This window comes from Brucella grignonensis, assembly GCF_002252505.1.
Classification (GTDB): Bacteria; Pseudomonadota; Alphaproteobacteria; order Rhizobiales; family Rhizobiaceae; genus Brucella; species Brucella grignonensis.
This window is the reverse complement of record NZ_NNRL01000009.1, coordinates 1-548: the sequence shown is the minus strand read 5'-3', so window position 1 is coordinate 548 and position 548 is coordinate 1. Positions and strand designations below refer to the sequence as shown.

Sequence of the window (548 nt, the reverse complement as noted above, 5' to 3'; positions counted from 1 at the left end):
GCGAGGCCATGTCGGAACTGGTGCGCTCCTGTTGTGGGAGCATTGATCCCGGCCCGCCGAAGGCGACGGCGGATGACGCATCCAAATCCGCTCGGACCATCGAATCCCCGGATCGGGGCTTTGTCGCGCAAAAAGACACGACGGCAGGCACTACGTGGCCGCCCGTTCCGTAAGTAATCGGCGACGGCCTCGCCAACATCCGCTGGCAACGGCAAATTATTGCGTTGACCGCTCTTGCCCCGCACACGAATCTGCCCGGCAACCCAATCGATATCGTCAAGGTCGAGCGTGATCACCTCGCTCGAACGAAGGCCGAGCCGCGCCAGCATAAGTATCATCGCATAGTCGCGGCATCCGATAGGCGTCTGGCGATCGATGCTGGCTAGCAGCCGGGTTACATCATCACGGCTGATCGCCCGGGGAATAGATGAAAGCCTCCAGTTGGCCACGATCGGCACCGCTGCGGCCAAATCTGAGATGATGTCCCCATGATAGCGCACATAGGAGAGAAACGATCGCAAAGCGGTGGTCATGATCTTCGCGCGTCG

1 protein-coding gene is annotated in these 548 nt (G+C 60.4%); it reads right to left on the bottom strand.

The window, feature by feature from the left end; translation table 11 throughout:
* The coding region (locus tag CEV33_RS00150; RefSeq protein WP_235818310.1) for a tyrosine-type recombinase/integrase at window positions 1-533 on the bottom strand (533 nt) is incomplete at its 3' end.
* Window positions 534-548: the final 15 nt, after the last annotated feature.